General features: G+C 63.6%; 23 protein-coding genes, 2 tRNA genes and 3 rRNA genes. 9 read left to right on the top strand and 19 right to left on the bottom strand.

Going from position 1 to position 26000, the window contains the following annotated elements; translation table 11 throughout:
* Positions 1–117 precede the first annotated feature (117 nt).
* From rrf to ptsP, 6 genes are all read right to left on the bottom strand, one after another.
* Positions 118–230 (bottom strand): 5S ribosomal RNA (gene rrf / locus ASC81_RS09535).
* 185 nt (positions 231–415) lie between these two features.
* Positions 416–3294: ribosomal RNA gene (locus ASC81_RS09540) — 23S ribosomal RNA — on the bottom strand.
* A gap of 324 nt (positions 3295–3618) precedes the next feature.
* Positions 3619–3694, bottom strand: a tRNA-Ala gene (locus ASC81_RS09545).
* 13 nt (positions 3695–3707) lie between these two features.
* A tRNA-Ile gene (locus ASC81_RS09550) sits at positions 3708–3784 on the bottom strand.
* Between the two features lie 193 nt (positions 3785–3977).
* Positions 3978–5501, bottom strand: a 16S ribosomal RNA gene (locus ASC81_RS09555).
* The 16S, 23S and 5S rRNA genes sit together here with 2 tRNA genes alongside, the layout of an rRNA operon.
* A gap of 759 nt (positions 5502–6260) precedes the next feature.
* Entirely contained in the window at positions 6261–8039 is a 1779-nt protein-coding gene (ptsP, locus tag ASC81_RS09560; RefSeq protein WP_056265801.1) for a phosphoenolpyruvate--protein phosphotransferase, read from the bottom strand.
* A 115-nt stretch (positions 8040–8154) separates the two neighbouring features.
* Between ptsP and ASC81_RS09565 the strand changes: the two genes are divergently transcribed.
* Positions 8155–8961, top strand: coding sequence for a GNAT family N-acetyltransferase (locus ASC81_RS09565; protein ID WP_369820849.1), 807 nt, complete (start codon positions 8155–8157; stop codon positions 8959–8961).
* A 12-nt stretch (positions 8962–8973) separates the two neighbouring features.
* On the opposite strand, the gene ASC81_RS09570 is transcribed toward ASC81_RS09565, so the two are convergent.
* The 3 genes from ASC81_RS09570 to ASC81_RS09580 are packed head-to-tail and all read right to left on the bottom strand — an operon-like array spanning position 8974 to position 10156.
* Positions 8974–9243, bottom strand: coding sequence for an HPr family phosphocarrier protein (locus ASC81_RS09570; RefSeq protein ID WP_056265808.1), 270 nt, complete (start codon positions 9241–9243; stop codon positions 8974–8976).
* On the bottom strand, positions 9240–9638 hold the full coding sequence (locus tag ASC81_RS09575; RefSeq protein ID WP_056265810.1) for a PTS sugar transporter subunit IIA: 399 nt from the start codon (positions 9636–9638) through the stop codon (positions 9240–9242). Before ASC81_RS09575 ends, ASC81_RS09570 begins: the two co-directional genes overlap by 4 nt.
* Before the next feature lie 11 nt (positions 9639–9649).
* Entirely contained in the window at positions 9650–10156 is a 507-nt protein-coding gene (locus ASC81_RS09580) for a hypothetical protein (RefSeq protein WP_156391965.1), read from the bottom strand.
* Between the two features lie 43 nt (positions 10157–10199).
* On the opposite strand from ASC81_RS09580, the gene ASC81_RS09585 reads away from it, so the two are divergent.
* From ASC81_RS09585 to ASC81_RS09600, 4 genes are all read left to right on the top strand, one after another.
* Entirely contained in the window at positions 10200–11438 is a 1239-nt protein-coding gene (locus ASC81_RS09585; protein ID WP_056267431.1) for a CaiB/BaiF CoA-transferase family protein, read from the top strand.
* Positions 11439–11578: 140 nt separating this feature from the next.
* Positions 11579–12730 (top strand): hypothetical protein, encoded by a 1152-nt coding sequence (locus ASC81_RS09590; protein ID WP_056265816.1) that lies wholly within the window; start codon positions 11579–11581, stop codon positions 12728–12730.
* A 40-nt stretch (positions 12731–12770) separates the two neighbouring features.
* Positions 12771–13259 carry a TlpA disulfide reductase family protein gene (locus tag ASC81_RS09595; protein ID WP_056265819.1) on the top strand — a complete coding sequence of 163 codons (489 nt, stop codon included), beginning with the start codon at positions 12771–12773 and terminating at the stop codon, positions 13257–13259.
* Between the two features lie 78 nt (positions 13260–13337).
* The gene (locus tag ASC81_RS09600) at positions 13338–14312 is read left to right on the top strand and encodes an N-acetylmuramoyl-L-alanine amidase-like domain-containing protein (RefSeq protein ID WP_082536412.1); all 975 of its coding nucleotides are present in this window, start codon (positions 13338–13340) and stop codon (positions 14310–14312) included.
* On the opposite strand, the gene lipA is transcribed toward ASC81_RS09600, so the two are convergent.
* Positions 14313–15281 carry a lipoyl synthase gene (lipA, locus tag ASC81_RS09605; RefSeq protein ID WP_056265822.1) on the bottom strand — a complete coding sequence of 323 codons (969 nt, stop codon included), beginning with the start codon at positions 15279–15281 and terminating at the stop codon, positions 14313–14315.
* The gene (gene lipB, locus ASC81_RS09610; protein ID WP_056265825.1) at positions 15278–15946 is read right to left on the bottom strand and encodes a lipoyl(octanoyl) transferase LipB; all 669 of its coding nucleotides are present in this window, start codon (positions 15944–15946) and stop codon (positions 15278–15280) included. Before lipB ends, lipA begins: the two co-directional genes overlap by 4 nt.
* A gap of 56 nt (positions 15947–16002) precedes the next feature.
* Here lipB and ASC81_RS09615 point away from each other — a divergent pair, with 56 nt between their 5' ends.
* Positions 16003–16632 carry a tetratricopeptide repeat protein gene (locus tag ASC81_RS09615; protein ID WP_056265828.1) on the top strand — a complete coding sequence of 210 codons (630 nt, stop codon included), beginning with the start codon at positions 16003–16005 and terminating at the stop codon, positions 16630–16632.
* On the opposite strand, the gene ASC81_RS09620 is transcribed toward ASC81_RS09615, so the two are convergent.
* From ASC81_RS09620 to ASC81_RS09645, 6 genes are read right to left on the bottom strand one after another with little or no spacing between them, the layout of a single operon-like run.
* Positions 16633–16899: a DUF493 family protein gene (locus ASC81_RS09620; protein WP_056265831.1), complete on the bottom strand. Its 267-nt coding sequence runs from the start codon at positions 16897–16899 to the stop codon at positions 16633–16635.
* Positions 16900–16908: 9 nt separating this feature from the next.
* Positions 16909–18054, bottom strand: a complete 1146-nt coding sequence (locus tag ASC81_RS09625) for a D-alanyl-D-alanine carboxypeptidase family protein (protein WP_056265834.1) — start codon at positions 18052–18054, stop codon at positions 16909–16911.
* A 22-nt stretch (positions 18055–18076) separates the two neighbouring features.
* Complete coding sequence (locus ASC81_RS09630; protein WP_056265837.1) at positions 18077–18700, bottom strand: alpha/beta hydrolase; 624 nt, start codon at positions 18698–18700, stop codon at positions 18077–18079.
* The gene (locus ASC81_RS09635; RefSeq protein ID WP_056265840.1) at positions 18697–19023 is read right to left on the bottom strand and encodes a ferredoxin; all 327 of its coding nucleotides are present in this window, start codon (positions 19021–19023) and stop codon (positions 18697–18699) included. The genes ASC81_RS09630 and ASC81_RS09635 overlap by 4 nt, the downstream gene beginning before the upstream one ends.
* A gap of 14 nt (positions 19024–19037) precedes the next feature.
* A complete protein-coding gene (locus ASC81_RS09640) occupies positions 19038–20138 on the bottom strand; it encodes a VanZ family protein (protein ID WP_056265843.1) in 1101 nt (366 codons plus the stop codon).
* A gap of 14 nt (positions 20139–20152) precedes the next feature.
* Positions 20153–20581 carry a CopD family protein gene (locus ASC81_RS09645; RefSeq protein WP_056265846.1) on the bottom strand — a complete coding sequence of 143 codons (429 nt, stop codon included), beginning with the start codon at positions 20579–20581 and terminating at the stop codon, positions 20153–20155.
* A 420-nt stretch (positions 20582–21001) separates the two neighbouring features.
* On the opposite strand from ASC81_RS09645, the gene hemB reads away from it, so the two are divergent.
* The gene (gene hemB / locus ASC81_RS09650) at positions 21002–21982 is read left to right on the top strand and encodes a porphobilinogen synthase (RefSeq protein WP_235533617.1); all 981 of its coding nucleotides are present in this window, start codon (positions 21002–21004) and stop codon (positions 21980–21982) included.
* 4 nt (positions 21983–21986) lie between these two features.
* Entirely contained in the window at positions 21987–23093 is a 1107-nt protein-coding gene (locus ASC81_RS09655; RefSeq protein WP_056265848.1) for a magnesium transporter CorA family protein, read from the top strand.
* Here the strand turns inward: ASC81_RS09655 and ybeY are convergent.
* Positions 23090–23533, bottom strand: a complete 444-nt coding sequence (gene ybeY, locus ASC81_RS09660) for an rRNA maturation RNase YbeY (protein WP_056265851.1) — start codon at positions 23531–23533, stop codon at positions 23090–23092. The two genes, ASC81_RS09655 and ybeY, sit on opposite strands and share 4 nt — an antisense overlap.
* Positions 23530–24495, bottom strand: a complete 966-nt coding sequence (locus tag ASC81_RS09665) for a PhoH family protein (RefSeq protein WP_056265852.1) — start codon at positions 24493–24495, stop codon at positions 23530–23532. Before ASC81_RS09665 ends, ybeY begins: the two co-directional genes overlap by 4 nt.
* A gap of 87 nt (positions 24496–24582) precedes the next feature.
* Here ASC81_RS09665 and ASC81_RS09670 point away from each other — a divergent pair, with 87 nt between their 5' ends.
* Entirely contained in the window at positions 24583–25995 is a 1413-nt protein-coding gene (locus tag ASC81_RS09670; protein WP_082536414.1) for an ATP-binding protein, read from the top strand.
* Positions 25996–26000 lie beyond the last annotated feature (5 nt).

Raw genomic sequence — 26000 nt, forward strand, 5'->3', positions numbered from 1 at the left:
TTGCACCTGTCTTGGATACTCGCATTCTCTCTAATTTGCGGTATCGAACAGCAAATYCGCCGCGCAAAGCAAAACGCCCAATCTCTTATCGAGACTGGGCGTTGGCTTGGGTAAATAGCCTGACGATGACCTACTTTCACACGGGAATCCGCACTATCATCGGCGCTGACTCGTTTCACTGTCCTGTTCGGGATGGGAAGGAGTGGGACCAAGTCGCTATGGTCGTCAGGCTTGACTGGTTGGTCTGTTGACGAGGTCAACAAACCCAATTCGTAGAGTCAGCAGATTTATCTGCACACCGCATGTATTGAACATGCAGCGGAATCAGTATTTGATTGCGTCTTCGTAGCTTCGAAGAACGACATAACTTGAACACTCACCTTGAGACGTGCCTTGCACAGACTCTCAAAGTTATAGGGTCAAGCCTCACGGGCAATTAGTACTGGTTAGCTTAACGCATTACTGCGCTTCCACACCCAGCCTATCAACGTCCTGGTCTCGAACGACCCTTCAGGGGGCTCAAGGCCCCGGCAAGACTCATCTTGAGACGAGTTTCCCGCTTAGATGCTTTCAGCGGTTATCTCTTCCGCACTTAGCTACTCGGCAATGCCACTGGCGTGACAACCGATACACCAGAGGTGCGTCCACTCCGGTCCTCTCGTACTAGGAGCAGGCTCTCTCAATCTTGCAGCGCCCACGGAAGATAGGGACCAAACTGTCTCACGACGTTTTAAACCCAGCTCACGTACCTCTTTAAATGGCGAACAGCCATACCCTTGGGACCGGCTACAGCCCCAGGATGAGATGAGCCGACATCGAGGTGCCAAACACCGCCGTCGATATGAACTCTTGGGCGGTATCAGCCTGTTATCCCCAGAGTACCTTTTATCCGTTGAGCGATGGCCCTTCCATACAGAACCACCGGATCACTTTGTCCTACTTTCGTACCTGCTCGACTTGTCAGTCTCGCAGTCAAGCACGCTTATGCCAATGCACTATCGTCACGATTTCCGACCGTAACTAGCGTACCTTCGAACTCCTCCGTTACACTTTGGGAGGAGACCGCCCCAGTCAAACTGCCCACCATACACTGTCCCCATCCCGGATAACGGGACAAGGTTAGAACCTCAAACACACCAGGGTGGTATTTCAACGTTGGCTCCATCAGATCTAGCGACCTGACTTCAAAGCCTCCCACCTATCCTACACAGATCTGTTCAAAGTCCAATGTAAAGCTACAGTAAAGGTTCATGGGGTCTTTCCGTCTTTCCGCGGGGAGATTGCATCATCACAAACATTTCAACTTCGCTGAGTCTCTGGAGGAGACAGTGTGGCCATCATTACTCCATTCGTGCAGGTCGGAACTTACCCGACAAGGAATTTCGCTACCTTAGGACCGTTATAGTTACGGCCGCCGTTTACTGGGACTTCAGTCAAGAGCTTGCACCCCATCATTTAATCTTCCAGCACCGGGCAGGAGTCACACCCTATACGTCGACTTTCGTCTTTGCAGAGTGCTGTGTTTTTAATAAACAGTTGCAGCCACCGATTCTCTGCGGCCTCATTCGGCTCACCAAGTAAATGGCTCACCTACTAAAGGCACACCTTCTTCCGAAGTTACGGTGTCAATTTGCCGAGTTCCTTCTCCAGAGTTCTCTCAAGCGCCTTAGAATACTCATCTCGCGCACCAGTGTCGGTTTGCGGTACGGTCGTCAATAGCTGAAGCTTAGTGGCTTTTCTTGGAAGCAGGGTATCACTCACTTCGTCTGCAAGCAGACTCGTTATCACGCCTCATCTAATCCCCCCGGATTTGCCTAAGGGGCACGACTACACGCTTGAACCAACATATCCAACAGTTGGCTGAGCTAACCTTCTCCGTCCCCACATCGCACTATTGATCGGTACAGGAATATTGACCTGTTTCCCATCAGCTACGCATCTCTGCCTCGCCTTAGGGGCCGACTCACCCTACGCCGATGAACGTTGCGTAGGAAACCTTGCGCTTTCGGCGAGGGGGCTTTTCACCCCCTTTAACGCTACTCATGTCAGCATTCGCACTTCTGATACCTCCAGCAGGCTTCACAACCCACCTTCACAGGCTTACAGAACGCTCTCCTACCACGTGCAATAAATTGCACATCCGCAGCTTCGGTAACTGGCTTAGCCCCGTTACATCTTCCGCGCAGGACGACTCGATCAGTGAGCTATTACGCTTTCTTTAAATGATGGCTGCTTCTAAGCCAACATCCTGACTGTTTTAGCCTTCCCACTTCGTTTCCCACTTAGCCAATTTTGGGGACCTTAGCTGGCGGTCTGGGTTGTTTCCCTCTTGAGTCCGGACGTTAGCACCCGGTGCTCTGTCTCCCAAGCTGTACTCATCGGTATTCGGAGTTTGCATAGGTTTGGTAAGTCGCCATGACCCCCTAGCCTAAACAGTGCTCTACCCCCGATGGTAATACTTGAGGCACTACCTAAATAGTTTTCGGAGAGAACCAGCTATTTCCAAGTTTGTTTAGCCTTTCACCCCTATCCACAGCTCATCCGCTAGTTTTGCAACACTAGTCGGTTCGGACCTCCAGCACCTGTTACGGTACCTTCATCCTGGCCATGGATAGATCACTTGGTTTCGGGTCTACACCCAGCGACTATTCGCCCTATTCGGACTCGATTTCTCTACGGCTTCCCTATTCGGTTAACCTCGCCACTGAATGTAAGTCGCTGACCCATTATACAAAAGGTACGCAGTCACCCTTGCGGGCTCCTACTTTTTGTATGCATGCGGTTTCAGGATCTATTTCACTCCCCTCCCGGGGTTCTTTTCGCCTTTCCCTCACGGTACTTGTTCACTATCGGTCGATTACGAGTATTTAGCCTTGGAGGATGGTCCCCCCATATTCAGACAGGATTTCACGTGTCCCGCCCTACTCTATTCGCGCCTAGTTCCACAATCTGCATTTCTCATACGGGGCTATCACCCGCTGTGGCCGGACTTTCCATTCCGTTCTGATATACAAACTGCTAAAACGCGAGGGCTACTCCGATTTCGCTCGCCACTACTTTCGGAATCTCGGTTGATGTCTTTTCCTCGAGCTACTGAGATGTTTCAGTTCACCCGGTTCGCCACAATGACCTATGTATTCAGTCAGAGTTACTCCTTGCGGAGTGGGTTTCCCCATTCGGAAATCTCCGGATCAAAGCTAATTTGCCAGCTCCCCGAAGCTTATCGCAGGCTATCACGTCCTTCGTCGCCTGTAATCGCCAAGGCATCCACCACATGCACTTAGTCACTTGACCCTATAACTTTGACAGCGCTGACTGCACTGTCGTCAAGGACTCAATCCGATCTTGTTTCATCGGATTGTTATTGAGTATTCACGCGTTACGCCGTTCTTCATACCTAATCAATTTCTTGCTTAGTTGAAGTCTATGTTTGACGCAATCAAAATGCTGCCAGCGGCACGGTGCTTCGAACCCTTTACGATTCGTCGCTTTCCGCCAGCAGCGCTGATTCGACTCTACAAATTGTTAAAGAACAACAGCCGATCTTTGCAGACCAGAGCTGGTAAACCTCAGCGAACATTCCTATTCGCTAAGGTTTACCAACTGAATGAGTGAAACTGGTGGAGGATGACGGGATCGAACCGACGACCCCCTGCTTGCAAAGCAGGTGCTCTCCCAGCTGAGCTAATCCCCCGGGTGTTTTTCCGTGGTGGGTCTGGCTGGATTCGAACCAGCGACCCCCGCCTTATCAAGACGGTGCTCTAACCGACTGAGCTACAGACCCACGCGAAACTTGTTTGCGTCGCTCTGCATCATCGCCAGGCTGTCGAGGCCAGCTCCACAGGCACGCGAGTTCACTCACTGTTGTATGACAGCCGATAAGTGTGGGCGCTTAAAGCAAAGTGCTTGAGCTTTCGCTCTTTAGTGTGATCTTGCTCTGCCAATACCGAAGTAATGACGAGGCGCGATCTATCTAGAAAGGAGGTGATCCAGCCGCACCTTCCGATACGGCTACCTTGTTACGACTTCACCCCAGTCACGAACCCTGCCGTGGTAATCGCCCTCCTTGCGGTTAGGCTAACTACTTCTGGCAGAACCCGCTCCCATGGTGTGACGGGCGGTGTGTACAAGACCCGGGAACGTATTCACCGCGGCAAGCTGATCCGCGATTACTAGCGATTCCGACTTCACGCAGTCGAGTTGCAGACTACGATCCGGACTACGACCGGGTTTCTGGGATTAGCTCCCCCTCGCGGGTTGGCAGCCCTCTGTCCCGGCCATTGTATGACGTGTGTAGCCCTACCCATAAGGGCCATGATGACCTGACGTCATCCCCACCTTCCTCCGGTTTGTCACCGGCAGTCTCATTAGAGTGCCCTTTCGTAGCAACTAATGACAAGGGTTGCGCTCGTTGCGGGACTTAACCCAACATCTCACGACACGAGCTGACGACGGCCATGCAGCACCTGTGTTCTGGCTCTCTTTCGAGCACTTCCAAATCTCTTCGGAATTCCAGACATGTCAAGGGTAGGTAAGGTTTTTCGCGTTGCATCGAATTAAACCACATCATCCACCGCTTGTGCGGGTCCCCGTCAATTCCTTTGAGTTTCAACCTTGCGGCCGTACTCCCCAGGCGGTCAACTTCACGCGTTAGCTACGTTACTGAGAAGAAACCCTCCCAACAACCAGTTGACATCGTTTAGGGCGTGGACTACCAGGGTATCTAATCCTGTTTGCTCCCCACGCTTTCGTGCATGAGCGTCAGTACAGGTCCAGGGGATTGCCTTCGCCATCGGTGTTCCTCCGCATATCTACGCATTTCACTGCTACACGCGGAATTCCATCCCCCTCTACCGTACTCTAGCTATGCAGTCACAAATGCAGTTCCCAGGTTGAGCCCGGGGATTTCACATCTGTCTTGCATAACCGCCTGCGCACGCTTTACGCCCAGTAATTCCGATTAACGCTTGCACCCTACGTATTACCGCGGCTGCTGGCACGTAGTTAGCCGGTGCTTATTCTTCAGGTACCGTCATGAGTCCCAGGTATTAACCAGAACCTTTTCTTCCCTGACAAAAGCGGTTTACAACCCGAAGGCCTTCTTCCCGCACGCGGCATGGCTGGATCAGACTTGCGTCCATTGTCCAAAATTCCCCACTGCTGCCTCCCGTAGGAGTCTGGGCCGTGTCTCAGTCCCAGTGTGGCTGGTCGTCCTCTCAGACCAGCTACAGATCGTTGGCTTGGTGGGCTCTTACCCCACCAACTACCTAATCTGATATCGGCCGCTCCAATCGCGCGAGGTCTTGCGATCCCCCGCTTTCACCCTCAGGTCGTATGCGGTATTAGCTGCTCTTTCGAGCAGTTATCCCCCACGACTGGGCACGTTCCGATATATTACTCACCCGTTCGCCACTCGTCAGCTTAACCTGTTACCGTTCGACTTGCATGTGTAAGGCATGCCGCCAGCGTTCAATCTGAGCCAGGATCAAACTCTACAGTTCGATCTTGATTTACTCAACGGAATCGACTTAAACCATTTGCATAGTTCAAATCTAATTTCCGTGAGCGTTTAAAGTCCGAAGGACCGTCGTCAGTCACCTGACAACATCACTTCACTTCAAACGCCCACGCTTATCGGCTGTGAATTATTAAAGAGCAGCGCAATCAAACTCAGAATTTGCATTCTTCGTTAACCGCGTCGCTGACGTTTCGTTTGATTCGTCAGCAGCAAAGAAGCGAGATTCTAATCTGCTTTTCGCTTCGTCGTCAAGTAAGTTTGAAAATTTCTTTTCGCCATACTCGCCAACTTGCTTTCTCTACCACCTCAAACTACTTGCTTTCGCAGTTGTCGTCAGCAGCAAAGAGGCGAGATTTTGATCTGCTTTCGCAGCATCGTCAAGTACCTTGCGAAAATTCTTTTCAGAACCCTCTTGGCACCCAACGAACTCTCCAGCTCGCCGCAGAGCTTTTCAGCTCCGCCCCACCTCTCACCCCTTGCTCGTCCCGTGTCCAGAACCGGCGCCTTGTGATCAGCGAAGCCCACGACTGTAGCACTCGCCGCAGAGCTTTTCAGCTCCGCCCCACCTCTCACCCCTTGCTCGTCCCGTGTCCAGAACCGGCGCCTTGTGATCAGCGAAGCCCACGACTGTAGCATAGGAAATCGGCAGGCCGCACACGGTATCAGCGTTTGCTATTGATTGCGCTAAGCGGGGCATGCGGGCTCATTGGTTCGCGGCGTATCGCTTCGGTTGCGACGCTCTTCAATGAACTGCCGCAGCGCCACCTCTGGCCGCAGCCAATTCTCTGTCTGCAACGGCGTGCGGGTCCTCGCTGTCCAGAATGCGCGGCAGCGCTGCGGCTAAGCGCTGCGTATCGACTCGGAGCACCCGTTGCTTGACAGCGGGAATTTGGGAGGGATGCATGGAGAAGCTGCGCAACCCCATCGCGAGGAGCAATTCTGTAAAGACAGGATCTCCCGCCATTTCCCCGCACACGCTGACCCCTTTACCTGCGGCGCGCGCTTGGGCGATGGCTTGGCTGATCAGATGCAGCACGGCGGGATGCCAAGGGTCGTACAAGTGGGCCACCGCCTCATCCGCACGATCGATGGCGAGCGTGTACTGGATCAGATCGTTGGTGCCGATGGAAACGAAATCCACATAGCGCAAGAGCAGCGGCAGCATGACGGCAGCCGCGGGAATCTCGATCATGACGCCCAGTTCGACGCGCGTGTAAGCGTGACCGGCATCGGTGAGTTGCTGCTGCACCTTGCGCGCTGCCTCCATGATCTGCCGAACCTCCGACAGGTGCGCCACCATCGGGATCAACAGCCTCACCTTCCCGAAGGCGCTCGCTCTATAGATGGCACGCAGCTGCTGACGGAACATGCTGGGCTCGGCCAAGCTCCAGCGGATTGCTCGCAAGCCCATCGCAGGATTGAGCACATGCTCATGGCGCAGTTCGTTGACGGTCAGTCGATCTAGCGGCTTGTCCGCACCGACGTCCACGGTCCGGATCGTGACCGGCATGCCCTTCATCGCGACAACGGCCGCCTTGTAGGCGGCAAGTTGCTCTTCCTCGCTTGGCAGTTCGCCATCACGGTTCATGAACAAGAACTCGCTTCGGAACAGGCCCACGCCGGTTGCACCTGCTTCCACGGCCGCCTCCGCATCCGCCGGCAGCTCGATATTGGCGTGCAGCTCGATATGTTCGCCATCCAAGGTCACCGCCGGTGTGTGGCGCAGCCGGCCAAGACGCGCGCGCTCCAACTCGCTCTGGCGCTGACGGAAGCGGTACTCCTCCAGCACGATGGGCGACGGATTGACGATGACCGTGCCGGCATCGCCATCGATGATGACCCAGTCGTCCTGCATGATGAGGCGCGACGCCTCGCGCGTGCCAACCACCGCGGGGATGTCCATGCTCCGCGCCACGATGGCCGTGTGCGACGTCTTGCCGCCGATGTCGGTGATGAAGCCTCGGAAGACGCTGCGCTTGAACTGCATCATGTCGGCTGGCGCGATGTCCGCAGCGACGAGCAGCAGCGGGTCTTCCCCTCCAAAGTCGCGCGGCGTGACAGGCGTGGGTGCATCACCCTGCGCGGCGGCCAGCGCCCGCAACACCCGCTCCACCACCTGCTCCAGGTCAGCCTTGCGCTCGCGCAGGTAGGCGTCTTCCATTTCGTCGAACTGCCGGGCCAGCACCTCAAGGTGGGCCGACAGCGCCCATTCGGCGTTGTAGTGGCGATCAACGATCCAATGGATCGCACCGCCAGTGAAAGCTTCGTCGTGCAGCAGCATCAGATGCACATCGAGCAGCGCCGCCAGTTCGTGTGGCGCGTCGTTGGGCAATTCATCTTTCAACGTTGCCAGCTCGTGCACGACGGCATCGCGCGCGCGCAGCAGGCGTTCGATTTCGGCCTGCGTTTCGCCGGGAGAGACGAAATAGTGGGCCACATCAACGCGGCTGGACGCGACCAGCACGGCACGGCCTATCGCCACGCCGCGGGATACCGCAATGCCGAACACCTGAAAACTCATCAGCACCCCCCGCAGATCGAGGGGCCAATGTAGCGCGTCGCGTCGGCGCCTTGCGTCATCGTTTTTTCACCAGGGCTTCACCGCAGCGTCAAACCGGACGCCGAGCATGCCGGCCATGAATCGCAGCCATATCGTCACCCACGCACCGTCGCACGCACTCAATGTCCTTCAGCGCCCCGCGCGTGCGGCGTCCACCCGGCTCAGCGTCGGCTGGGCCAGCAGTGAAGCCGAGGTGCGCGAAGCGCAAGCGCTGCGCTACCAGGTCTTTGCGGTCGAGATGGGCGCTCGACTGGCACAGCACAACGGTGCACCCATCGGCCTTGACGTCGACCTCTTCGATGCCCACTGCGAGCACGTGCTCGTGCGTGCCGAAGGCGAGGACGGCGAACCTGGCCCCGTGGTGGGCACGTACCGCGTGCTGACGCCGGCCGCGTCCAAGCGGGCCGGCGGTTTCTACAGCGATACCGAGTTCGACCTGACCCGGCTGCGCGGCATGCGCTCACGGCTCGCCGAGATCGGTCGCTCCTGCGTTCATCCTGACCACCGCAGCGGCGGCGCGATCATTGCGCTCTGGGGCGCCATGGCTGAATTCATGACCCGCAATGGCCTGGACACCGTCATCGGCTGCGCCAGCATCAGCATGCGCGACGGCGGGCATTTCGCAGCCAGCCTGTGGAAGCAGATCGCCGCCAATCACCTCGCCCCGATTGACTGCCAGGTGCGGCCGCGCCTGCCGCTGCCCATCGCGCATCTGCGCCAGGACTTGGTCGTCGAGCCGCCAGCCCTGATACGTGGTTATCTGCGCTGCGGCGCCAAGCTGATGGGCGAGCCCGCCTGGGACCCAGACTTCAACACCGCCGACCTGCCGCTGCTGGTCCGCATGGCCGACCTGCCAGCGCGCTTCCGTCGCATGGGCAGCTGATCCAGCGGCCGACTACTGGCCTTCGCCGAACTTGTCGTTGACGAGGGCGGTGATCGCCTCCTGCGCCGCCTGCTCATCCTCGCCGTCCGTCTCCAGCTCGACGCTCGCGCCGATGCCGGCGGCCAGCATCATGACGCCCATGATGCTCTTGGCATTCACGCGCCGGCCGTTGCGGCTCATATAGATCTCACACTTGAAGCTGCCCGCCAGCTTGGTCAGCTTGGCAGATGCGCGCGCGTGGAGACCCAGCTTGTTGCTGATGGTGAGGGTGGACTTGATCATTCGTCGGGAGGCAAAGGGGGCGTGGCGACGATGCCCGCGACGGCACCTTGGGTGGCGCGGCGGGCGAGGTCGGTCAAAGGCTTTTGCGCGGCATAGCAAAGCGTGCGCCACAGCATGGGCACGCTGACGCCGCTGACAATCTGCACCTGATCGCCCGCCAGGCGCTGGGCGCCATTGCTGGGCGTCGCGCCGAATACGTCGGTCAGGACCAACCACTCCGGGTGGCCGGATTCGGCCATCAGACGGCGGGCACTCGCCTCGACATCTTCGACCGACATGCCGGCGTGAACATCCAGCACGGTCAGCGTCGGCGCACAGTCCGGGAAGGTGTGTTCGGCCACCTGCCGCAGCGCGGAGGCGAGCGGCGCGTGGGCGATCACAAGCAAGTTCGGCATAGGACGGGATGTTAGCGGCCGGCGTCTATGCCCAGCCCGGCAACAAAGGTCTCCCACGCCGCAGAATCGTCCTGCTTGCCGGTGGCCAATGCCTGGTAGACGCGGCCACCATGCGCAAACACCGCCACACGCGCGACGGCGTCGCTGCCGAGCAAGCGGTACTGCCCAGCTTCAGGCATAGGCGTCATGCCTGGCACCTGCAGAGCCGACGCCGGCGCCAGCGGTTGACCCAACTTGCTCGCCACCGCCTGCGGCATGGCCTTCAAGGCAGCGCCGACCTGGGCCGTGTCCGGCATGTCGGCCCACGACAGCGCAAAGCGATGCCCTGCTGCCTCGCACTGGGCCAGGCCCATGGCGCCACCCTGTCCGGCCCGCGCCGGGCGCTGTTCGACGTTCGGCTTGCAAGGGAATAGGGCCACGGCGCCCGACCCGGTGGGCCGGACCTCGCGCCAGTTCAACGCAGGTTGGCAGCCGGCCGCCAGGCTCAGCATTAGGGCAAATCCGGCGGTCGTCCTCATGCGCATGGCCGAATTATCGACAGCCGGCCCCGACAATTCCGCCATGCAAGACAAGCCCCTTCCTCAAGCCTTGGCCGGCGTGCGCGTGCTGGACCTCTCCCGCGTGCTGGCAGGCCCCTGGTGCACGCAGACCCTGGCCGACCTGGGCGCCGATGTCATCAAGATCGAACGTCCCGGCAGCGGCGACGACACCCGCGCCTGGGGCCCGCCCTATCTGAAAGACGCCGAGGGCCAGGACACCACCGAGGCCGCCTATTTCCTCGGCGCCAACCGCAACAAGCGCTCTTTGGCCGTTGATCTGGCCAAGCAGGAGGGCCAGGCCATCGTCCGCAAGCTGGCTGGCCAGGTCGACGTGCTGGTCGAAAACTTCAAGGTCGGCGACCTGGCTCGCTACGGACTGGATGCCCGACGCCTGCTGGCCGAGCACCCGGGCCTCGTCATCTGCTCCATCACCGGTTTCGGCCAGACCGGCCCCTACGCTGAGCGCGCTGGCTATGACTACGCCGTGCAGGGCATGGGGGGGCTGATGAGCGTGACCGGCGAACGTGACGACCTGCCCGGCGGCGGGCCGCAAAAGGTCGGGGTCGCCGTGGCCGACCTGTTCACCGGCATGTATGCCACGGTCGCCATCCTCGCTGCGCTGCGCCATCGCGACGCCACCGGCCAGGGCCAGGTCATCGACATGGCGCTGCTGGACACCCAGCTGGCCATGCTTGCCAACCTGGGCAGCAACTACCTTTGCAGCGGCAAGGCGCCCAGCCGGATGGGCAATGCCCACCAGAACATCGTGCCGTACCAGGTCTTCGAGGCCAGCGACGGCTACCTGATCCTGGCCGTCGGCAACGACCGCCAGTTCGTCAAGTTTTGCGAGATTGCCGACCAGCCGGCCTGGGCCAGCGACCCACGCTTTGCGACCAACTCGGAACGCGTGCGCCACCGCGCCGTGCTCGTGCCACTGCTGGAAGAGGCGATGCGCCAACGCCCCCGCGCGCAGTGGCTGGCCGCGTTGGAGGCCGCCAAGGTGCCGTGTGGCTCGATCAACTCTATTGGTGAGGCGCTGGCCGACCCGCAGGCGCAAGCTCGCGGCGCCGTGGTTGCCATGCCCCATCCGCTGACGCCCGATCTCCGCCTCATTGCCAGCCCGATGAAGCTGTCAGCAACGCCGATCACCTATCGCCACGCGCCGCCGCTGTTGGGGCAGCACAGCGACGAGTTGCTGCGTGAAGCCGGCTGTAGTGCGGAAGAAATCACGACTTGGCGGGCCGCCGGCGTGATCGCGTGAGAGCAAACCCACCCCTCAACCCAGGGTTTCCCCCTGGCTGGGGGATGGAGGCTTGGCCGACCAGTCCTCAGCATGCGTCTACGCACCGAGGTGGGCCAACCACCTAGAACCATCCGCCTCGGGTCCGCAGCCACCGGGTCATGTCTACACCGCCTTCTTCCGCGCCAGCAAGTGCCGCCAACGATGTCACGCCTGAGCCGACGCCGGTCCAGTGGGCGGACATCGTCCAGCAGCTCGGCGCCGAGATCGCCGGTCCGCTGAGCGCGGCACTGGAGCAGATCCAGAACCTCGCGACCACCGGCCAGATCGACCGACGCGGCCTGCGACTGCTGCGCCGCAGCGTCGACGACGCGCGCACCGCCGGCATGCTGGGCCAGCAGCTTGCGCGCCTGGCGTCCGGCCGACTGCGCCTGAGCCGAGAGCGCCAGCACCTCACCCAGATGCTGCGCAGCGTGCTCGCCCAGCGCAGCCGCGAAACACAGGCACGCGGCGTGCAGGTGCGCCAGTCGCTCAAACCCGTCGAGATCTGGGCCGACGGCGCCCTGCTCTTCGCGCTGCTGAACGCGCTGATGGACTGGGCATTGGCCAACACGCATTCCTCCGTCGACCTGCGCCTGGACCTGACGCCCTGGCCGGTCAAGGCCCGCCTGAGCTGCCGCTTCGCCCACCGATCGCTGGAACTCCTCAGCGACGATGGCGAGGAGCACCCGGCCGCGCCTGGGCTCGATTCCCTGGCATGGCGGCTGCTGGAACAGACGGCCATCACGTTGGGCGTGCTGCCGCTGCGCGAGCAGGAGGCTGGCATCACGCTGCTGACTCTGGAGTTCAACCAGCTCGTGCCCGACGAAGCGCCGCCAGCGCCCGACAGCACGCTGAGCCGCCTCGAAGCCGAGGCCGAACGCCTGGGCGGCAATTCGCGCCCACTGGCAGGTTGCCAGTTGCTGATCGTGTCGCCCCACCGCGAACTGCGGGCAGAAGCCCACGCCGCCGTGCGCCACATGGGCATGCTGATCGACGCCGTCGGCAGCGTGGCCGAGGCCGAACAGTTCTGCCGTGAAGGCCTGCCCCACGCCCTGCTCTTCGACGCCGCGCTGATGAGCGAGCCGATGTTGCAGCTGATCGCCGGCGTCAACCGCGATGCGCCCGACTTCACCTTTGTCGAGATGTTCGACGGCGAGCACCGCACGCAGTTATCCACCGCCACGAACGACGGTGTGGCGCGCATCTCGCGCCGCCACCTGCCCGACGCGCTGCCGTCGCTGCTGATGTTCGAACTGGCCAAGCGGCCTTGACCGCGGCGGGGAGATCGGGCCGGCGCCTAAACTTCGCCCCATGCTGTCCCGCCGACTGATCTCTGCCGCCCTGCTTGCCTGCGCCGCCGTGCTTTCGGGCTGCGCCCGCGAACAGGCGCCGGCCGTCAACTACGTGCTACTGGACGGTCAGAAGGCCAGCTCCCAGCAGTGGGCCGGCAAGGTCATGCTCGTCAACTTCTGGGCCACCAGCTGCGCGACCTGCGTGAAGGAAATGCCGCAGATCGTCGCCACGCACGAGAAGTTCAAGGCTCGTGGGCTAGACACGCTGGCCGTGGCAATGAGCTATGACCCGCCGGCCTTCGTGTCGAAGTTCGCCGAGACCCGCAAGCTGCCCTTCGGTGTGGCCATCGACAACACCGGCAGCGTGGCCAACGCCTTCGGCCCGGTGCAGATGACCCCGACCACCTTCCTCATCAACAAGCGCGGCGAGATCGTCAAGCGCTATGTGGGCGAACCCGACTTCGCGGCGCTGCACGGCCTGATCGAGAAGCTGCTGGCCGAGGCCTGAACACGACCATTCGTCGCGTTATGGGAGCCGCACAAGCTCTCATGGACGCCGCAGTCCCGGTGCGCTGACACTGGCGTGATGCGAAAGACCCTCTGTGCCCTGGCCACCGCCTTGCTGCTGGCCGCCTGCGCCCATCAGCCCATACCGCCGCGTATCGAGCCCACGCTGGCGCAACTCGACGCGGCACAGCGCGTCGGCCTGGATGCCGCCCAGCTCGGCAGCCTGCTGAACAAGCCGCTCTACCAGATGCAGCCCGCCGAGCTGGGACGCTTCCTGGCCTGGCAGCAGCTGGACCAGCCGAACCTGCGCCAGCGCATCGCCGCGCTGGCGCGCAAGAACATCGGCCAACCCTACGAGCTGTTCCTGCTCGGCGAGTTTCCCTACGAGACCTACGACACGCAGCCGCTGTTCAGCCTGGCCAAGAGCGATTGCGTGGTGTTCGCCGAGCACACCTACGCGATGGCGCTGAGCGCATCGTGGGAGGAGTTCTTCTGGATGCTGCAGCGCATCCGCTACCGCGATGGTGTCATCGGCACGGCCACGCGCAACCACTACACCGAGGCAGACTGGAACGTCGCCAATGGCTGGCTGGTGCAGGACGTCACCGCCACGCTCGGCGTGCCGACGCGGCCCTACCACCAGCGCATCGACCGCCAGGCCTTCCTGCTCAAGCAATTCAAGATCCAGCGCGACATCCCGGTGCAGCCCTTCGACGACGTCTACGTCGCCAAGCAAGACGTGGCCGCCATCGAGGCGCAGTTGCAGGACGGCGATTTCGTGAACGTGATCTCGGGTCGCAACGGCAACTACTACGCCTCGCATGTCGGGCTGATCGTCACCGGCGCGGACGGCTCCCGCCGCTTGCTGCATTCGGCCGAGCCCCAGGTGCGCGAAGAAACGCTGCAGGCCTTCATCGCCCGCCTGGCCGAGCGCGATGCGCGCCAGGCCGGGCAGAACAAGGCGGAGCTGGCCGGCTTCAAATTCCTGCGGTTGAACGAGTCGCCACAGGTGCCGCCGATGGCGCCCCAGCCGAGGCCGACACGGCCGTTCTGATCAGGCCGCCGTCGGGTTCAGCGCGGCATGCGCCTGCTCGTCCGCGTGGTAGCTCGAACGCACCATCGCACCCACGGCCGCGTGCGTGAAGCCCAGCTCGTAGGCTTCCTTCTCGAACTGCTTGAACATGTCCGGCGTCACGTAGCGGCGCACCGGCAGATGGTGTCCCGAGGGCGCCAGGTACTGGCCGATGGTGATCATGTCGATGTGGTGCGCGCGCATGTCGCGCATGACTTGGCGGATCTCGTCGTCGGTCTCGCCCAGACCGACCATGATGCCGCTCTTGGTCGGCACGCCGGGCACTTCTTCCTTGAAGCGCTTCAGCAGGTCCAGGCTGAACTGGTAGTCCGAACCCGGACGCGCTTCCTTGTACAGGCGCGGCGCGGTTTCCAGGTTGTGGTTCATCACGTCCGGCGGCGCGGCCTTCAGGATATTCAGCGCGCGGTCGGCGCGGCCGCGGAAGTCGGGCACCAGCACCTCGATCTGCGTTGACGGCGACAGCTCGCGCGTCTTGGTGATGCACTCGGCGAAATGACCGGCGCCGCCGTCCTTCAGGTCGTCACGGTCGACGCTGGTGATGACGACGTACTTGAGCTTGAGCGCCGCAATCGTCTTGGCCAGGTTCAGCGGTTCGTCCGCGTCCAGCGGGTCCGGCCTGCCGTGGCCGACATCGCAAAACGGGCAGCGGCGCGTGCACTTGTCGCCCATGATCATGAACGTCGCCGTGCCCTTGCCGAAGCACTCGCCGATGTTGGGGCACGAAGCTTCTTCGCAGACGGTATGCAGCTTGTGCTCGCGCAGGATCTGCTTGATCTCGTAGAAGCGCGTGGTCGGCGAACCGGCCTTGACCCGGATCCAGTCGGGCTTCTTCAGCACCTCGGCCGGCACGATCTTGATCGGGATGCGGGAGGTCTTGGCCTCGGCCTTTTGCTTGATCGTCGGGTCGTAGGTGGTGTCGGACATGGTCATGGCGAGAGCTGTGCCGAGAGCCGCTCGGCGAGCCGCCCGGCCGCGGTCGGCCAGTCGGTGAAAACCCCGAGTTTATCGAGGGATGTGGTTGCCAGCCCTTCGTAGCCGCAGGGGTTGATGCGCTGAAAGGGCTCCAGGTCCATCGCGACATTGAGCGCAAGGCCGTGATAAGTGCAGTGGCGGCTGACCTTGATGCCCAGGGCGGCGACCTTGGCCAGATCCTTGAAAGCGTTCGCCGGGTCGACTGGGCCGGCCAGCGCCGCGTGGCTGCCGGGGTCCGCCGGGCGCACATAGATGCCCGGCGCGCCGGCCACGCGCAGGCCGGTCACGCCATAGCTGTCGAGCGTCTGGATGATGGCCGTCTCCAGGCGGAAGACGTATTCCTTGACGAAGACGCCCAGCCGGCGCAGGTCAACCAGCGGATAGGCGGTGATCTGCCCCGGACCGTGATACGTCACCTGGCCGCCGCGTTCCGTCGGCACGACCGGAATGTCGCCCGGCAACAGCAGATGCTCCGGCTTGCCGGCAATGCCTTGGGTGAAGGTGGGCGGGTGCTCGCAGAGCCACAGCTCGTCCGGCGTCGCCGCGTCGCGCGTCGCCGTGAAGGCGCGCATGGCCTCCAGCGTGGTCAGGTAATCGACCCGCCCCAGGGTCTTGACGATCATGCGGGCATCATAGGCAGCCGCTGTAAGCCTTGGCTCTGCTGAGCCGACTCGACCCAATGAAGACGCCACTGATTGCCGCCCTGCTGCTCGCTACCTCGATGGCACAAGCTGCCAACCTGTCCGACGCGCTGACCGCCTATGACGGCGGCGACCTGAAGGGCGCTGCCCGAGGCTTTGCTGAATCCGCCAAGCGCGGCGAAGCGCTGGGCCAGTTCAACCTCGCGATGATGAATCTGCGCAAGGAACTGCCCGGGGCCAGCGACGCCAAGGCCTGGCAGCTGCTGCAGCGGGCCGCGGCGCAAAACCTGGCGGTGGCCGAGAACGCGCTAGGCGAAATGATCGAGCAGGGTCGCCGCGGCAAGCCCGACCCGGCGGCCGCCTGCGGCTGGTTCGAGCGTGCCGGCGAGCATGGCAACGGCGACGGCGCGCTGGCAGTCGCCACCTGCTACTACCTTGGCAGAGGCCGGACGCAGGACATGCGTCAAGCCCATCGCTGGTATCTGGAGGCTGCCAAAGCGGGCGATGTCGGCGCGCAATACCTGGTGGCATCCATGTTCGAAAGCGGCCTGGGCGTCGAGGCCGACGAGCGCCTTGCGCGCTACTGGTACGACGTGGCGGCGAGGAATGGCGACGTCGCGGCCAAGGCCAAGCTCAAGGCGATGCAGGATGCCGACGCGTCGACTTGATCAGAGCACGACCTTGACCATCGGGTGCGTGGTCAGCGTGCGGTAGAGCTCGTCGAGCTGCTCGCGGCTCGTCGCCGTGATGGTGATGGTCAGGCCGAGATAGTTGCCGCCCTTGCTGGGGCGCTGCTCGATGGTCGATGCGTCGAAGCCGGGATCGAACTGCCGCGCGACATGGGCGATGGCCTCGACGAAACCGTCGACCTGCGCCCCCATGACCTTGATGGGGAACTGCGACGGGTACTCGATCAGCGATTTTTCTTCAGCCATGCCGGGGCCTCACTTGATCCACAGGCGCAGGGAGTCGAAAGCGCGGCCGAACAAGCCGGCCTGCGGCACGGCCTCCTGCACGATCAGCGGCACCTCGGCGACCGGCGCGCCGGCCGTCGTCGTGACGCGCAGCGTGCCGACACGCTGGCCCTTGTTCAGCGGCGCGACCAGCGGGTCGGTGCGCTCGACCTGAGTCTGCAGCTTGGCCCCGTCGCCGCGCGGCACGGCCACGTAGATCGCATCGGCGGCGCCGAGCTTGGCCTCCTTGGCCTCGCCCTTCCAGACCGGCACTGTGGCGATGGCCTTGCCGGCATCGAAGACCTTGACTGCGTCAAAGGCCGTGTAGCCCCAGTTCAGCAGCTTCTGGCTTTCGCTGGCGCGGGCTTCCTTGGAGGACGTGCCCATGACGACGGACAGCAGGCGGCGCTTGCCGTTGGGGAAGTCGCGGTTGGCGCTGGACACCAGGCAGTAGCCGGCGGCTTCGGTGTAGCCGGTCTTCATGCCGTCCACCGTCGGGTCGCGGCGCAGCAACAGGTTGCGGTTGTCCTGGCGGATCTTGTTGAAGGTGTAGTCGCGCTGCGAGTAGTAGGCGTAGTACTCGGGGTAGTCCTTGATGATGTGGGCGGCAACGGAGGCAATGTCGCGCGCGCTGGCCCTGTGGCCGGGCTCGGACATGCCGGTCACATTCCTGAACTCGGTGTTTTTCAGGCCCCAGGCCTGGACCTGGCGATTCATCAGCTGGACAAAGCCCTCGACCGTGCCGCCCACGCCCTCGGCCAGCGCCACGGCGGCGTCGTTGCCGCTTTGGATGATGAGGCCCCGCAGCAGCTCGTCGACCTTGGGCGTCATCGTCGTGTCGATGAACATCAGCGACGGGTCGCCTTTGCGCTCATCCCACGCGCGCTTGGACACGGGCAGGGTCTGCTCCAGGGTCAGCTTCTTGTCGCGCAAGGCGCCGAAGACGACATAGGCCGTCATCAGTTTGGTCAAAGACGCCGGATCCTGCGGCGCGTCAGCATCGCGCTCGGCCAGGGTCTTGTTCGTCGTGAGGTCGATCAGCACATAGTTGCGCGCGGCGACCTCGGGTGGCTGAGGGGCCTGCGCATGCGCGGCGAGAGACAGGGCGGTCAGGAAGGAAGCTAGCAGTCGTTTCATCGGGATCGGTTCGGGCGCGGCACTAGATCTTTGCCGGATCGAAAGCGCGCACCACAAGAGACTTGAGCAGCGGCAGCTGCCCATGGAAGAAATGGCCCACGCCGGGGACGACGGTGACCGGCAGGCTCTGCGGCCGCGCCCAGTCGAGCACGGCGGAGAGGGGCACGACGTCGTCGACCTCGCCGTGGATGACCACGGTGTCGGCCGGCACGGGGGCGGTGTCGAAGCGGCTGGTTGCCGGTCCGACGAGGACGAGACGCTGCGCTGGCTCGGCCAAGCGCTGAGCGGCGCGTGAGGCGACATAGCCGCCGAAAGAGAAGCCCGACAGGATCAAGGCCTCGCCGGGTGCACGGAGGGCGTCGAGCACGGCCAGCGCGTCATCGACCTCGCCGCGGCCTTCGTCCCAGCCGCCTTCGGACTTGCCGATGCCGCGGAAATTGAAGCGCACGGCGCGCCAGCCCAGCTGGATGAAAGCGCGCGCCAGCGTCTGCACGACCTTGTTGTCCATCGTGCCGCCCTGGGTGGGGTTGGGGTGGCAGATCAGGGCGGTGCCCACCGGCGCGGCGCCGTCGGCGGGGAGGTCGATCGCCACCTCGATCTGCCCGGCCGGGCCGGGCATCAGGCGCTTTTCGGTCTGCGAGTTCATCGGCCGACTGAATCCGGCAGCACCAGGCGTTCGACGACCTTGCCGTCGCGCAGATGGCTTTCGACGATCTCGTCCAGGTCGCTCTTGTCGACCCAGGAATACCAGACAGCCTCGGGGTAGACAACGGCCACCGGCCCGCCCGCGCAGCGGTCCAGGCAACCGGCCTTGTTGACACGCACGCCGCCCTTACCGGCCAGGCCGAGTTGCTTGACGCGCGACTTGCAGTGGTCAAAGCCGGCCTGCGCGTCGTGGTCGGCGCAACTGGCCTCACCGTTGGCGCGCTGATTCAGGCAAACGAAGAGGTGGCGCTGGTAGTAACTCATCGCGCTGGATTGTCTCACTGGGGTTTTTGCACCAGCCGCGCCGCCAGCCAGGCCAGGGCGATGAAGGGCCAGGTCCAGGCCACCCACCGCGTCAGGCCATAAAGGTTGACGAAGCGCCCATGCTCCCAAGCCTGCATGTTCAGTGCCAGATAAGGGTCGCTGGGCGCCACGCTGATGAGGCCGATCAATGCGCAGAGCACGAAAAGCCCCAAGGCCGCCGCCACGCGCGACGGCAGCAGACAAGCCAGCAGCGACAAGGCCAGCCCCAAGCCGACGCCGGGCCGCGTCGCCTCGCCGAGCCATGCCCACGCATGGTCGGGACCGAAGGCCATTGCCGTGGCGGTGGCGGTCCCAAGTAGGCCAAGCAGCACGGCGCCGCTGGCGAGCACCAAGCGGCGCAGCCCGGGGCGGGCCACGGTGATCATCAGCAACACCGGTGCCACCAAGCCGAGCGCAATCGCCAGCGCCTCCAGGCCTGGCGGCAGCTCGTGCTCGACCGTGACGGCATCGCCCCAGTTCAGCGCCCAGGGCGTACCGGCCAGCGCATCCAGCAAGGTCTCGCGCCACCAGGGCAGCCACTGGCCAAGGCCGAAGGGCAGCGGCGTGGGATACAGCAAGGCCACGGGCCACAGCGCCAACAGTGCAAGCGCCGGCGCGCTGCTGGCGCCAAACCAGTGGTCGCGCACATCCTCCCAGCGCTGCAGCCCCCCCAGCCCACTGAGCACCAGGCCGAGCAGCAAACCCAAGGTGCTGCCGGCGGCATTGAGCGCCCAGTCGGACAACGACGGCACCCGGCCCGGCACGAAGAACTGCAGCGTCTCCATGCCGAAGGACAGCAGCGGCCCGGGCAGAAAGCCGACCAACAGACCGCCACTCAGGCCCCAGCCCGAGCGCATTGCCGCCGCAAAGCCCAGCAGCCCCAAGGGGATGTAGCCGAGCAGATTGGCCTCGACATCGAAGGCCCAGAAGCGTGGCGGCCAAGGCAGACCGAACAGCCAAGGCAGCCCCATGCCGGGCGGCCATCGCCAGGGCCAGAACGGGTAGAGACTGGCGTAGATGACGAGGCCGACATGGGCCAGCAGCAGCCAGGTGGCAGAGCTTTGGCGGCGACGCACGGCAGGAACTTGCTTCAGAACGGCTTGACCGTTGCCAGCACGACGATGGCGGCAAACAGCAGCACGGCCGACTCGTTGTAGACACGGAACCAGCGGTGGCTGCGGCGGTTGGACAACTCCTCGAAGCTGCGCAGCAACCGGCGGTTCATGTGATGCAGGCCGACGGCACCGACCACGAGCAACAACTTGGCGTGCAACCAGTAGCTGCCCGTAAAGCGCCCGGCGCCGAAGCCGAGCCAGACCCACACACCGAGCAGCAGCGCCACGCCCATCAAGATGCTGCTGAAGCGATGCAGCTTGTGCGCCATCAGCAGCAGCCGCTCCCGTTCGGCATGGCTGTCGGCCTGCACCATGGCCAGGTTGACGAAGATGCGCGGCAGGTAGAACAGGCCGGCGAACCACGCTGCGACGAAGACGATGTGAAAGGCTTTGACCCAGAGCATGGCGGCATTATGGGCAGCGCCATCGCCAGCCCGACCGGCTTCAAGCCCGATTGCGAAGCGGGCGGGCTTGGGGGAGAGACGGGCACGGGCCGGAGGCACGCCGCATGGCAGTGCGGGTTGGGTCGCTCCGCGACACAACGGACCGGCGGCCGCCAAAAAAAAGCCCCGGTTCAAGACCGGGGCGAGAAAGCCTTTTCGCTGTCATCACGTCAAGGCTCCTGCTCAGGGAGGAAAAGCAGGGAACGACCACCTTGCGGCTATCATTCGCGGGCAAGTTTAGCGCGCTTGAGCGGTGACGTCACGAATAAATGACGTCTGGATGTGTCGTCCATCACGCGCCGGGCCGCAGCCCTTTTGACCTGTCTGCTCGCCCGAGGACTCGACGTGCCGCGCTCAGTTTTCACTCCCTCCGCCTACCCTTTGGCACGCCCCCGCCGGCTGCGCCGCGACGCCTTCACGCGCGCCCTCGTGCGCGAACATTCCTTGCAGGCCAGCGACCTGATCCTGCCGGTCTTCATCCATGAAGGCGAGGACCGCCTGGACCCCGTGGCATCGATGCCGGGCGTGTCGCGCCAGAGCCTGGACCACCTGCTGCGCACGGCGGAGCAGTGCGTCGAACTGGGCGTGCCGGTCATCGCCCTTTTTCCCGTCATCGATGCCGCGCTGAAGACGCCCGACGGCGCCGAGGCGCTGAACCCCGACGGCCTGGTACCGCGCGCGGTGCGGGCGCTGAAGAAGCATTTCCCCCAACTGGGCGTGCTGACCGACGTGGCACTGGACCCCTTCACCAGCCACGGCCAGGACGGCGTCATCGATGACAGCGGCTACATCCTGAACGACCCGACCGTCGAGATCCTCGCCAGGCAAGCCATCGTGCAGGCCGACTCGGGTGTCGATATCGTCGCTCCCAGCGACATGATGGATGGCCGCATCGGTGCGATCCGCCAGGCACTCGAAGCGGCCGGGCACATCCACACGCGCATCATGGCCTACAGCGCCAAGTACGCGAGCAGCTTCTACGGCCCCTTCCGTGACGCGGTCGGCTCGGCCGCCAACCTCGGCAAGGCTGACAAGAAGACCTACCAGATGGACCCCGGCAACAGCGACGAGGCGCTGCGCGAGGTGGCTCTGGATCTGGCCGAGGGCGCAGACATGGTGATGGTCAAACCTGGCATGCCCTACCTCGACATCGTGCGGCGCGTGAAGGACGAATTCCGCGTGCCGACCTTTGCCTATCAGGTCAGCGGCGAGTACGCGATGGTCAAGGCCGCCGCGGCCAATGGCTGGCTCGACCACGACGCCGTCATGATGGAGTCGCTGCTGGCCTTCAAGCGCGCGGGCGCCGACGGCGTGCTGAGTTATTTCGCGCTCGACGCCGCGCGGCTGCTGAAGGGGGCTTGAGCCCGTGCGGGTCTTCCACATCGAACTCGACAGCTTCACGGAGCTGGCGGCGCTGCCCGAGACCTTGCCCACGCGCGGCTTCCTGTGGCTGGGCTACGGGCGGCGCGAGTTCGAGGTGGGCGAAGCGGCCGCACAGCAGGCGCTGGCGCGCTGGGGCTGCGGCAATATCGTCGACCTGCATGTGGCGGACCTGATCAACAACCAGTTGCCCTCGCACTTCGACTACACGTCCTGGTACGACATGCTGGTGTTCCGCCGCCTGGCCGCGGCGCCCGGCAGCCACGACCTCTTCGTCGACGACGAGCACGGCACGCTGGCCTCGGCCCAGCGCGCGCTGCGCGCCATCGACACCAGCCCCGTCGGCTTCGCCGTCTTCGACCGCGTGCTGATCACCGTGCACCCGACCGATTGCCAGGTGCGCGAGTTCTTTGCGCAGAAGCTCGACCGGCTGACCGAAGGCCGCGACAAACGCGACCCACGCAGCGGCGCCCGCCTGCCCGCCAGCCCGGCCGACCTGATGCTGCGCATGGTCAACCACATGGTCGACAGCTACCTGGAGCTGCGCCGCCTGCTGACGCGCCAGCTCGCCACCTTGCAGCGGGTGCTGCTGGATCAGAACAGCGAGTTCAACGATTGGCCGCTGCTGCTTGAAAGCCGCGACGCGCTGCACCGCCTGGAGGACACCTGCGAGGACCAGCGCGCCGCCATCCAGGAGTGGATAGACGCGCTGGACGAGTGGCCGGCCGACGGCGACCCACAGGTCACGCGCGAGCGCGAACTGCTGCGGGTGCGCTCGCGCGACGTCCTCGAACATGTCGAACGCGTGCTGACCCATGTGCGGCGGCTGGAGTCGTCCGCCGAATCGGCCGTGCAGATGCACTTCAGCGCCCTCGGCCACCGCACCAACAGCATCATGCGCACGCTGACCGTGCTGACCGCCATCTTCCTGCCGCTGAACCTGATCACCGGCATCTTCGGCATGAACTTCGACGTCATGCCGCTGGTCAAGAACCCGGCGGGTTTCTGGGAAGCCATCGCGCTGATCCTGCTGCTGGCCTGCGGCCTCGGGCTGCTGTTCCGCCGCAAGCGCTACCTCGGCACGAAACGCTAGCTGCGCCGGTAGGGGTCAGCGATGCCGAGGGCAGCGAGGATTTCGCTTTCACGCGCTTCCATGGCCGTTGCCTCGTCGTCGGCTTCGTGGTCATAGCCTTGCGCGTGCAGGGCGCCGTGCACCAGCATGTGGGCGTAATGGTCGAGCAGCGCGACGCCCATCTCGGCCGCTTCGCGCTCGACGACTTCGGCGCAGATGACGAGGTCGGCGCCGACCACCGGTTCGTGGGCGTAGTCGAAGGTCAGCACATTGGTCGCGTAGTCCTTGCCGCGGTACTCGCGGTTCAGCGCGCGCCCCTCTTCCGCGTCGACGATGCGCACGGCGATCTCGCCGGGCAGTTCCAGCGCCGCGCGGATGAAGCGCTGCACCTTGTGGCGCGGCAGCAGTGCGCGGTGGCGGGGGTCGGCGAACTGCAACGACAGGCTGAGCGCCGGCTTCATGCTTCACGCGCCTCGCGCTTGGCCCGGGCTTCATAGGCCTCGACGATGCGGGCCACCAGCGGATGGCGCACGACGTCGGCGCTGGTGAAGCGCGTCATCGCGATGCCCTTGACCTTGGCCAGCACATGCTCGGCGTCGATGAGGCCGGACTGCACGCCGCGCGGCAGGTCGATCTGGCTGGTGTCGCCGGTGACGACGCAGCGGCTGCCGAAGCCCAGGCGCGTCAGGAACATCTTCATCTGCTCGGGGGTGGTGTTCTGCGCCTCGTCAAGGATGACGAAGGCGTGGTTGAGCGTGCGGCCGCGCATGAAGGCCAACGGCGCGACTTCCAGCTGGCCCTTCTCGAAGGCCTTGGTCACGCGGTCGAAGCCGAGCAGGTCGTAGAGGGCGTCGTAGAGCGGTCGCAGATAGGGGTCGACCTTCTGCGTCAGGTCGCCCGGCAGAAAACCCAGGCGCTCGCCGGCCTCGACGGCCGGGCGCGTGAGGATGATGCGCTGCACGGTCGAACGCTCCAGCGCATCGACCGCGCAGGCCACGGCCAGAAAGGTCTTGCCGGTGCCCGCGGGGCCCAGGCCGATGGTGATGTCGTGCGACAGGATCTGCTGCAGGTATTGATGCTGGCGCGGCGTGCGCGCCGACAAGTCGGTGCGGCGCGTGCGCAGCACCAGCGGGTCTTCGTCGCCCGGCGCGGCCGCGTCCGGCTCGGGCGCCCTGGCTTCGATGAGGGCAAGCTGCAAGGTCTCGGCCGGCAGCGGGCGGCGCGCGCGTTCGTAGAGGCTTTCCAGCAAAGCCTTGGCGCGTTCGGCGGCGGCCTTGGGGCCGTCGACACGGAACTCGGCATCGCGCCGGCTGAGCTTCACGCCGAGACTGGCCTCGATCTCGCGCAGGTGGGCGTCGAGGCTGCCGCAGACGCGCGCCAGACGGGTGTTGTCGGCCGGATCGAGGGTGAAGCGCAGGATCACGATGGGTTCTGAAGAGTGAGAGCGGGAATTGTCGCTGGTGCATTCCCGCCCGCACGCGAGCCTGCCCCTCCCGCACAATGCCGCCCCATGACTCCCCCGACCGCGCCGCAAGCCGCAATGGCCCGACGCCTTCCTCTTTTTCTGCTGGTTTCCGCGGCGCTGGTCTGGCCTGCCGTCGCCCATGCCCAGACGCTGGCCGGTCCTGAATGGGCCGCCGTGTTCCGTGGCTGGGTGGCCGCGATGCTGGCACTGATGGCCACCATCGTCGGCCTGGTCGCCGGCCTGCACCACCGCGAGAAGCCTGCGAACTTCCTGGTCGGCATGATGTTGAGCTGGGTGGTGTTGCGCGCGGCCGGCGCTTCGGGCGCCGCCGGGCTGCGGCCTCTGCTGATGACGCTGCTGGTGCTGTGCGGCGTGCAATACCTGCTGCGCCAGATGAACTGGAAGCGCAGCTGGATTGACCATGCGCTGCTGATCCAGTGCCTGGTCGTGCCGGCCAGCCTGCTGCTCACAGGTGGCCAGGTCAGCATCCTTGCGACGCTGTGGCAGGTGGTGTTGAGCCTGGAACTGATTGCCGCGATGGGCTGGGCGCTGTGGTTGCGCCGGTTGCGCCTGGAGGCAGCGCCCGACGAGATGCAGGCTCGCGAGTTCCGCCTGATGGCCGTGCTGCTGCTGCCGACCATGCTGGCCCTTCTCGCCGAGATGGCACTTGCCGCGCTGAGCGAGCCGCTATGGCTGTCGGCCTCACCCTGGTTGAGCCTGGCGCTGCCGGTGCTGATGCTGGCGCTGGGGCTGCAACTGGTGAACAGCGTCGCCCATGCCCGGCTGGATGCCGAGAAGCGCATTGCGGCCATCGAGCAGCGCATGTCAGAGCGCATCGCCGACGTCGAGCGCAGCCATGCCCAGCTCGCCGAGCAGAAGCTCGAACAGGTCACCGAACGCGAGCGCAAGCGCATTGCGGCCGACCTGCACGACGACCTCGGCGCCAAGCTGCTGACCATCGTGCACACCAGCGAGTCCGACCGCATTTCGACGCTGGCGCGCGAAGCGCTGGAAGAGATGCGTTTGTCGGTGCGTGGGCTGACCGGCAAGCCGGTCCACCTGATCGATGCATTAGGCGACTGGCGTGCTGAAGTCGTGTCGCGCCTCGGCCAAGCCAACATCCTGGCGGAGTGGAAGTCGCCCGCAGAAGACATCGAGCACACGTTCCAGGCGCGCTCCTACGTGCAGACGACGCGCATCCTGCGTGAGTCGGTCTCCAACATCATCAAGCACAGCGGCGCAACGCACGCGACCATTTCCAGCGCGGTGCAGGAGGGTGATTTCATCTTGACGATTCAGGACAACGGACAGGGCATACCGACCGAACTGGACGGCAGGTTGGACAGAGGCCACGGCATGGCGAGCATGAAATCACGCGCCAAGCAAATGCATGGCCAATGCCTGGTTGAATCCGGCCCGGGCTGGGGTACTGTCATCCGTCTGACGATTCCGCTCTAGCTTTT

The organism is Pelomonas sp. Root405 (genome assembly GCF_001425165.1).
Classification (GTDB): Bacteria; Pseudomonadota; Gammaproteobacteria; order Burkholderiales; family Burkholderiaceae_C; genus Pelomonas.